This window comes from Bacillus pretiosus, assembly GCF_051294775.1.
GTDB lineage: Bacteria > Bacillota > Bacilli > Bacillales > Bacillaceae_G > Bacillus_A > Bacillus_A wiedmannii.
In genome coordinates this window covers 1-317 of the sequence record NZ_JBPPHF010000116.1, presented here as the reverse complement: position 1 = coordinate 317, position 317 = coordinate 1, and the positions used below count along the sequence as shown (strand labels likewise).

1 pseudogene is annotated in these 317 nt (G+C 38.8%); it reads left to right on the top strand.

Annotated elements, in window-relative coordinates:
• A pseudogene (yidC, locus tag ACSG5Z_RS30100) lies at positions 1-317 on the top strand (membrane protein insertase YidC); the annotation flags it as partial.

The following is a 317-nucleotide window of genomic DNA, read 5'->3' as shown; positions in this document are numbered from 1 at the left end:
ATATCGTAGTCAAGCGAAAATGAAGAAAATGCAACCTGAACTGCAGAAGCTGAAACAAAAATACGGTGATGTGGGTAAAGATCTTGAAAAACAAAAGCAGTATCTAAAGGAAATGTCAGAACTAATGAAATCAGGCGGTTGGAATCCACTAGCTGGTTGCTGGCCACTATTAATACAAATGCCGATTTTCTCTGCGTTGTATTATGCGATTAGCCGAACAGAAGAGATTCGCACATCGTCATTTTTATGGGTGAACTTAGGACATGCAGATCCTTATCATATATTACCGATTATCGCAGCGTTAACGACATTTATTC